At 41.5% G+C, this 8,943-nt stretch carries 5 protein-coding genes; 3 read left to right on the top strand and 2 right to left on the bottom strand.

Features of this window, described 5'->3' with window-relative positions; translation table 11 throughout:
• On the bottom strand, positions 1 to 362 hold a 362-nt coding region (locus G1O98_RS34485; RefSeq protein WP_163938242.1), incomplete at its 3' end, for an AAA family ATPase.
• Positions 363 to 451: 89 nt separating this feature from the next.
• A complete protein-coding gene (locus tag G1O98_RS34480; RefSeq protein ID WP_163938239.1) occupies positions 452 to 1,153 on the bottom strand; it encodes an SDR family NAD(P)-dependent oxidoreductase in 702 nt (233 codons plus the stop codon).
• Positions 1,154 to 1,760: 607 nt separating this feature from the next.
• Between G1O98_RS34480 and G1O98_RS34475 the strand changes: the two genes are divergently transcribed.
• From G1O98_RS34475 to G1O98_RS34465, 3 genes are all read left to right on the top strand, one after another.
• A complete protein-coding gene (locus G1O98_RS34475; protein ID WP_163938236.1) occupies positions 1,761 to 3,527 on the top strand; it encodes an SWIM zinc finger family protein in 1,767 nt (588 codons plus the stop codon).
• Between the two features lies 1 nt (position 3,528).
• Positions 3,529 to 7,740 carry a DEAD/DEAH box helicase gene (locus G1O98_RS34470; RefSeq protein ID WP_163938233.1) on the top strand — a complete coding sequence of 1,404 codons (4,212 nt, stop codon included), beginning with the start codon at positions 3,529 to 3,531 and terminating at the stop codon, positions 7,738 to 7,740.
• A 77-nt stretch (positions 7,741 to 7,817) separates the two neighbouring features.
• Positions 7,818 to 8,943: AIPR family protein (locus tag G1O98_RS34465; protein WP_163938230.1), on the top strand; the 1,126-nt coding region annotated here is incomplete at its 3' end.

Raw genomic sequence — 8,943 nt, 5'->3', positions numbered from 1 at the left:
AAACGATGGACTTCATCGACAAAAAGAATAGTTCGTTGATTATGAAACTTGCGCTGTTCTTGGGCTTTTTCAATTGCGGCTCGAATTTCTTTAACTCCTGAGAGTACAGCATTGATAGCGATGAAGTGAGCGCGGGTGGTGTTGGCAATAACCCGCGCTAAAGTAGTCTTGCCAGTCCCTGGTGGCCCAGAAAAGATTAAGGAAGACAGTTGATCCAAACTAATAGCATGCCGCAGTAGCCTTCCTTGCCCGATAATATGGTCTTGACCAATAAATTCGTCAAGTGTCCGTGGACGCATCCGAGCCGCCAGTGGTGCTTCTTTTTCAGTTATTTTTGCAAGATGCTGGTCAAATAAATCCATTATTTAATACGTCGAGAGAAGGTGGGGTTTTTCAAGCCATAGAAGATGTATGCTTTTTCAAGGTAAAAAACTATAACGACAATTAACATCTAAAAAGAAATTACTTTACGATCTCGCAAAAATTTACCGTTTATATTGCGTGGAGCATCAGTAGCGAGCCAAATAGCAGTGTCGGCTCCTTCTGCTGGCGTGCGCGGTGCTGATGACCCACCCATATCTGTTTTAACCCAGCCCGGACAAATGGAATTGACAACAATCCCAAAAGATTGTAAAGTTTGTGCCAGCATAATTGTTGCACCATTTAATGCCAGCTTTGATAGGCAGTAACTTGGGACATCATAAGACAAGTCTTCTAATGCTCCATATCCGCTTGAAACGTTGACAACTCTAGCATCAGGGGATTTTTCCAGCAGGGGTAAAAATGCTTGTACCATTCGAATTGCACCAAAGGTGTTGGCATTCATCGTGGAATCAAGTAACTCACGAGAAATGGTAAGAATATTTACATCTTTATCTGGATACACGCCAGCATTATTAATCAAAACATCTAACCGAGTAATTTTCTGGTGCAGGGTTTTTACTGCTTGGTTGATAGAACGATCATCAGTGACATCCAATTCGAGAAGAATTACCTTTGGTTGAAGTTTCTGGGCCGCAAGTTTTGCGTTATCAAACGAGCGGGAAGTGATAATTATCGAGTAGCCTTTTGCCAGTAGACCTTGAGCGATGGCAAACCCAATCCCTCGGTTTCCACCTGTGATTAATGCCCATTTGTTTTGTGTAGATTCCATGTTATGTTCTACCTTGTGTTAAGAATGCTTGCTTTTGTTGAATTAGAGAATAGCAATTCGTTGGTTTGTGTGCCGTGATTAATTGAAATTTCGATACAGTACCTGCTTAATGCCTTCAAGAATCTACAACAGATGTGATGATGCGTTTGTAGCGTTTACGCTGTGTTGACCATTTGTTACATGCTTGCGTAATTGTTTGTCTGTCTTGTTGTGATAAAAGCTCATCAGCTTCAGAATATCTGAAAAAGTTGGTAAAGATACTGACAACAACAGTTTCACAATCAACCTATCCACTTTGTCCAATCGGGCGCATCTGTGACCAGTTGAGCAAACTTGGACGGTTCAATATCCTCAAACTTGAAATCACGCCCCACAGTTCATCACTCGTTAGGGTACTGAGTAAATAAGTGCATCAATGCCGTATTCCATAACAATATCTTAGCCAAACGAAGAGGGTGAAGAGATAGAGCGCTCTGTAGTAGGGTTATTGTCTATCATAACGACAACCCAAACGCTACAATTCGCTTATGCCATTTAAGTAGGATACAGGTCCAAAAGGAAATAAAGGCAGTTTAAGCGTAAGCTAAAAATAAAATACTTGGGTGCTATGTCGATTCCTGGAATTTCTGAAGCAATAATCCGTCATAACTCCAACGCTTCATCCTACAGTCGTGGTGAAGAATATTACCGCAAGGGTGTGATCGCTAAACTAAAAAAACGCGGTAATCTGATTCAGGCAGAGATAGAGGGTAGCGAAATTACACCATATCAAGTCAGTATTCGTTTTGATGGAGGTGGAATTACCTCAGCAAGTTGTACTTGTCCTTATGATTATGATGGTTGGTGCAAACATATCGTTGCCACCTTATTAAGCTGTTCGCGTCAATCAGAGATTATTGAAGAACGTCCAACGCTAGAACAATTATTAAATCGCCTCGATTTTCTTCGAACTCAGCAATTATTACAAGAACTGGTGGAAAATAGACCAGAACTAATTGATGATATTGATGAGTTTGTCAGTTTGATAGACTTGCCAAAACCGCAAACAAAACAGCCTTCTACCCGCCAAAGCAAAATTGATACATCACCTTTTCGCTCTCATGTCAAGCGGATTTTGCGGGATGGATTGAAGGAATTAGAGTATGGTTCAGAAGAAGACCCATTAACAGATGATTTGCTGGCTGTAATTGAGAAAGCACGGGAGTTAGCAGAAAATGGAGATGGCAATAATGCGATCGCAATTCTCGAAACTATTACCGAAACTTATGCCCAAGAATGGGACGAGTTGCTAGATTACGGTGGAGACAGTTATTCCATTGCAGAACCTCTTGATAGCGCCTGGACAGAAGCAATTTTGTGTGCAGAAATGTCTACAGGAGAAATAGTAGATTTGCAATTGATGTTGGAATCATGGCAAGACGAAATCAGTGCAGACTTTAGTATGAGTTTAGAAGCATTGCGTCAAGGTTGGGATTATGAACCACTTCAACAAATTATGCAAGGAGATGATACCGCAGAACTTTGGGAAAATGAACGACCAAGCTTTGCTGATGATTTAGCATTGATTCGCTTGCAAATTCTTGAACGTCAAAATCGTTATACAGAGTATTTAAATCTAGCTTTAGCAGAAGAAATGACTCTGCAATACCTGACGCAATTAGCAGCTTTAGGAAGAGTAGAAGAAGCCATGTCTGCGGCTAAAATCCTGATGGAAAGAGCAGAAGAGGGTTTTGCCTTGGCAAAAATATTGCGAGAAGATGGTTATTTGGTTGAAGCATTGGAAATATGCCTTGCTGGTATAAATCTAACAGGTAACTGTTTATATGAATTTGCTACTTGGACAAGTAATTTAGCCCAAGGATTAGAAGATAATGCCACTGCCTTAACTGCTAGCATCATTGCTTTTAAAATCAGACCATCGTTTCGAGACTATGGTAAGATTCAAGACTATGCAGGAGAAAGTTGGTTGACGGTCAAACAAGATTTACTGCAAACACTACGAGAGCAGCCAGATTGGGGAATAAAAGAAGCTCAAGTTGATATTTTCCTCCATGAAGGATTAATTGATGATGCAATTAAAACAGTAGAAAGAGATAGTTACTATGCTTCAGAATTGGTACATCGAGTCATGGATGCAGCAGTTTCCCATCGTCCAGATTGGGTAATTGATAACGCTCGCAGACGGGCAGAACCAATTATGGAACAAGGAAAAGCTGACCGTTATGACGCTGCGGTTAATTGGCTCAAAAAAGTAAAAGCTGCGTATCTTCACCTTGGACAAAAAGCTGAATGGTCTGCTTATCGCTCACAACTAGAAGCGGCTCATGGACGCAAACGTAAATTAATGGAATTATTTAAAGAACTGAATAAATAATATGACTATTTTTGAGCCTAATTCCACAATACAACAAGCACTACTCGCAAGGAAATATTTCGAGTTACATTCTTCCATACAAAAAATTATTCAGTTATTTTCGGTAATTTATGCACCGATAGACAAAAATTCATTTGTAAGTTGTCTTAGTAAAATTAACGCTTTAGATGAAAACAATAAACCTTGGGTTACTAAAACCCTCAGTTACCAAATTGATAAATTGTTAAAAGCAGGCTTGTTAATACAGGAAAACAGGCAAGGTGCTGAATGTCATCCGTTACTTACAGAAATTGCTACTCGCCATGCTGTACAAACCGGAGAGTTTGAAATCCTCGTCACAGCAGTAGAGGAGAAGCTACCAATACGTACTCACTGGAATAGAGATTCTCGGATCTTCTACAACTTACGCCAGTGTATCAGAGAAATCCGCATTGGTATTTATCGTCAAGACCTTAGTTTTATTAATCAGCAAATTGAAGCTTACCAGAAGTACGCTGATAGCGAAGAAAAAATAGTAATAGAAAATATCTTTGAGCAGATATACAATAATCCATTTGATGCAGATTGGTTTAACACCCTTCCACAAGGATTATATGAAAGTGGTATATCCAGTATTCTCTTCAATTCAGCCTTAAAATTATCCGCTTCTGAAGATGCGTTGATGCTGCTGGAAGAAGAATGCTCTAACAGTGAAAAACATTGCTCAGATTATCTGCATCTGATTTTGACAGAACAACTGTTGTTACAGGGTTGTACCCAAGAAGCACAAGAAAGTCTAGAGCGGATATCAAACGAATATCAAAATAATGCTGCTATCTTTTGGGGTTGGTTAAGTTTTCTGCGGGGTGAGAATGAACAAGCTATCAAATATTATAAAGATGCGCTGAAAGCCATCAAAAAGGCTACAGGTAAACGCCAAATATATTTCAATACAATTGGGGGCTTATTTTTTATCCTCGCACTTTTAAAAGATGGTTCGGCGCAAAGCCTGCGGGAAGCAGAAGAATATAGCAGTTTGATGTCCCGTCAATCAGATCATTGGCTCAGGTTCACTTATGGCAGACTGAAAATGGTACTGCAAGTACACCTTGGTGATATTACTCAAAAACAATTTATAGTCAGTGGTCATATTTCTTCCGTAGAAGAAGAAAATAGCTTACAAACCTTGTTTTGTTCACTATGCCTTTACTGGATGGATGCTGAGAGTGCTAAAAAACGCTTACCTAATTTATTAGAACCATTGTATCGGCGATCGCTCGCCTCCGGTTATCACTGGCTGGCAATGGAAACCGCAGAACTCCTATCCCGGCTCAAACCTAGTAGTAACTATAATAAACTAGCAGAGGCACTGCGAGAAGATAGCAATATTCAAACCATCGTAGACTTAATTCGACCCCAAGAAGCTTGGGAAATGTGCCTCAATGCCTTGGCAAATCTCCAAAAAGAACCACAAACACCAGGAAAACCAGAATCGGAACTGCGTTTAGCATGGTTCATAACCTTCTATCCCAGCAGATGTGTCTTACAACCAAAGGAACAAAAAGTTAATGCCAAAGGGGAATGGAGTAAAGGTCGCCCCATAGCCCTCAAACGTCTAAGCAGTGCATTATCTGAGTTTGATTACATCACCTCCCAAGATATGCGGGTATGTAGTTGTATTGAGACATATAGTGATGGCTATTACGGCAAAGTTGATTATACCTTCGGTGAAAAAGCCATCTCTGCTTTAATTGGACACCCGTTGGTTTTTTGGGAAGATACACCTACTATCCGTGTAGAAATTGTCAAGGGAGAACCAGAACTACTAGTTAAAAAAGAAAAACTTGGCCGTCTCACCTTGGAATTTTCTCCCAAATTACCAGAATCACAGAATATTCTGCATATCAAAGAAACTCCAACCCGCATCAAAGTCATTGAAATTACTGCCGAACACAGACGCATTGCAGAGATTATTGGTATAGATAATAAATTAAATGTGCCTGCGATCGCAGAGAAACAAGTTTTAGCGGCCATTAATGCCGTCTCTGGCATCGTCACCGTACATTCTGACATTGGTGGCGGTTCAGAAGGTGCAGAAGAAGTACCCGCCCAGACTCTACCCCATATTCATCTTTTACCTGCCAATGCCGGCTTGAAAATTAGCCTTTTGTCGCGTCCCTTTGCCCAAGGTGGTCCCTACTACCGTCCAGGTGCAGGTGGTGAAACTGTGATTGCCGAGATTGACGGTAAACGTCTTCAAACCAGACGAAATTTGTCTGAAGAAAAGCAACTTGCCAAAGATGCTATAGCCGCCTGCGCCACCTTGACTCGAACTGAAGAACAAGATGGTGAATGGATTATAGACGATCCAGAAGACTGTTTAGAACTGCTGCTAGAACTGCAAGAACTAGGAAATAACGTAGTCATCGAATGGCCACAAGGAGAAAAACTCCGTGTTAGCCACAATGCCGGCTTGAAAGACTTTAATTTATCAATTCAACGTCAGCAAGACTGGTTTGCAGCCACTGGGGAGTTGAAATTGAATAACGACCTAGTGCTGGATATGCAGCAACTACTAGAACTATTAGAGAAAACCCCCAGCCGTTTTATTCCCCTTGGTGATGGTCAATTTTTGGCTTTAACTCAAGCTTTTCGCAAACGCCTCGACGAATTGCGGATGTTTTCGGAAAAACATAGTAAAGGTATTCGTTTTCACCCCTTGGCAACATTAGGATTAGAAGATTTTGTCGATGAGGTAGGTAAGGTAAAAGCAGATAAACACTGGAAAACACATATCAAGCGTCTCCATGAGGTGAAAAACCTCCAGCCAGAACTGCCATCTACCCTTCAAGCAGAACTACGTGACTACCAAATGGAAGGCTTCTGTTGGCTGGCGCGGCTAGCACATTGGGGTGTGGGCGCTTGTTTAGCAGACCAAATGGGACTCGGTAAGACCTTGCAAGCATTGGCGGTCATTCTCAGAAATGCCCATGAAGGGCCAACCCTAATTATTGCCCCTACTTCCGTGTGCATGAATTGGGTGAGTGAAGCGCAGAAGTTTGCCCCAACTCTCAATATTATTCAATTTTCTGGTGCTAACCGCCAAAAACTACTGGATGGTTTACAACCGTTGGATATGTTGGTATGCAGCTATGGTTTATTACAGCAGGAAGAAGTAGCGCAAATGCTTTCTCAGATACAGTGGCAAACTATTGTGCTAGATGAAGCCCAAGCGATTAAAAATATGACCACTAAACGTTCTCAGGCAGCCATGAACCTAAAATCTAATTTTAAGTTGCTGACTACTGGGACTCCCATTGAAAATCACCTGGGTGAGTTATGGAATTTGTTCCGTTTTATTAATCCTGGGTTATTGGGTTCTTTTGAAAGCTTCAATCAACGCTTTGCTACCCCCATTGAAAAATATCAAGATAAACTTGCACGTAATAAACTCAAAAAACTGATTCAACCATTTCTATTGCGGCGGACAAAAAATCAGGTGTTAGAAGAGTTGCCATCTCGTACCGAAATTCTCCTTCATGTAGAGTTAAGTCGAGAAGAAAAGGCATTCTATGAAGCGTTGCGCCGTCAGGCCATATCTAAACTTACCGAAAGTGATGCAGAAGCAGGAAAGAAACATTTGCAGGTTTTGGCTGAGATTATGAAACTGCGTCGCGCTTGCTGTAATCCTAGCTTGGTGATGCCTGGTACTGAATTACCCAGTTCCAAATTGCAACTTTTTGGTGAGGTGCTGGGTGAACTGCTGGAAAATCGTCATAAAGCGTTAGTGTTTAGTCAGTTTGTTGACCATTTGCACATCATCCGCGATTACCTTGAACAGCAAGGTATTAATTATCAATATCTAGATGGCAGCACTTCAGTGGGAGAGCGCAAAAAACGGGTCGATGCGTTCCAAGCTGGTTCAGGGGATGTATTTCTGATTAGTCTCAAAGCAGGGGGGACAGGACTTAATCTAACTGCGGCTGATTATGTGATTCATACAGACCCTTGGTGGAATCCCGCAGTGGAAGACCAAGCCTCAGACCGCGCCCATCGGATTGGGCAACAACGCCCTGTTACTATTTATCGTCTAGTAGCAAAGGATACTATTGAAGAAAAAATTGTGGAATTGCACCACCACAAGCGAGATTTGGCAGATAGCCTGTTAGAAGGTACTGACATGAGTGGCAAGATATCAACGGAAGCCTTGTTACAGTTGATTAGTGAAGGATAAGCTGTCCTGCTTATATAATTTTAGATTTTTGATTTCCTGATTGCACAAGTTCAAGATTAACTCAACTCTAATTAACTATGCCCAAGACTTGGAACTTAAAGGTAGATAACTATATTCAAGCCAACCCCAATTGCATCATCGCCACTGCTCATGTAGATTCGTTTCCGATAGACCTGCCGCTAGAACCGAACATCCGCGAACCGAACCGCAAAAGCGCGACCTACAGACAAATGTTCGATTCACTGACAACCGAACCCGAAAAATTCTTCTCCCGTCACAGTGGAATTGTTTTATTAGCCAATAAAGTTAAGCCCAACAGAAATAAAACCTCACTCGAACTAGAAGTCTTAGAAGCTAACGAGGGGGGTAGCGATGGGATTATCAACGGAGGGCATACAGTTTTAGCATTTGAGCAAGCGAAAAATTACAAATATGACCTAACCGAAGCCAGAGTAAAAGTTACGATCCACATTGGACTGAGTGAAGAATCAGCCAAAGATATAGCCCTGGCCTCCAACACGACAACGCCAGTAGATTCTCGCTCCAAAGTCAACGCTAGGGGTGATTACAAATTCATCAAGCAGTATTTAGCCCAGTTAGAAAGAGCAGAAGATAGAAAATTCCGCATCGCTTATTACCAAAACCAAAGCGGCGCTCCCAGAAATGCCCAGTGCAATGTCACCCACTTGCTGAAGCTCCTTTACTGCCTCGACAGAAATAAATACAACCCCGACAGCAATAAACGAACCAAGCACCCAGCAGGAATGAGTCTTCCGAGTCACATCACAGACGCAGAAAGGGAAAGATTAACCGCTTTACTGCCTCTCTTGACTCATGCTTTGTGGATAGAGCAAAGACTCTACGAAATAATCCAAGAATATATAAGCAACCCCAGAAGAAAGGGTGCTAACGATTTAGCATCAGTAGATATACGTAAGACTACATTGTTGCCTGATAGCAAATACTCCTTTGGGTTTGGTGCGCCAACTGACTTGGCATTACCAATAATTGCATCATATCGGGTATTTTTGGACAAAGACTATAAATGGATTCTGCCGTTTAACGAATTCGCCGAAGATTTTCTGCAACATCTGTGGAATAACTACTTCCGCAAATATTTGGTGTCGGAGAAAACAGCAGGAAATACAGTCGGTACAAAAATCAGCCGCAATCAAGAGATTTGGGAAAGTTTGTACATTTCGG

It is taken from the genome of Nostoc sp. UIC 10630, assembly GCF_010747425.1.
Taxonomy (GTDB): domain Bacteria; phylum Cyanobacteriota; class Cyanobacteriia; order Cyanobacteriales; family Nostocaceae; genus Nostoc.
Note: the sequence above shows the minus strand (reverse complement) of the source record. Positions and strands in the feature narration are given on the sequence as shown.

Excerpts from the sequence above, each read along its gene's own strand:
- G1O98_RS34480 (WP_163938239.1), bottom strand. The coding sequence starts at position 1,153 with ATGGAATCTACACAAAACAAATGGGCATTAATCACAGGTGGAAACCGA.
- G1O98_RS34475 (WP_163938236.1), top strand. The coding sequence starts at position 1,761 with ATGTCGATTCCTGGAATTTCTGAAGCAATAATCCGTCATAACTCCAAC.
- G1O98_RS34470 (WP_163938233.1), top strand. The coding sequence starts at position 3,529 with ATGACTATTTTTGAGCCTAATTCCACAATACAACAAGCACTACTCGCA.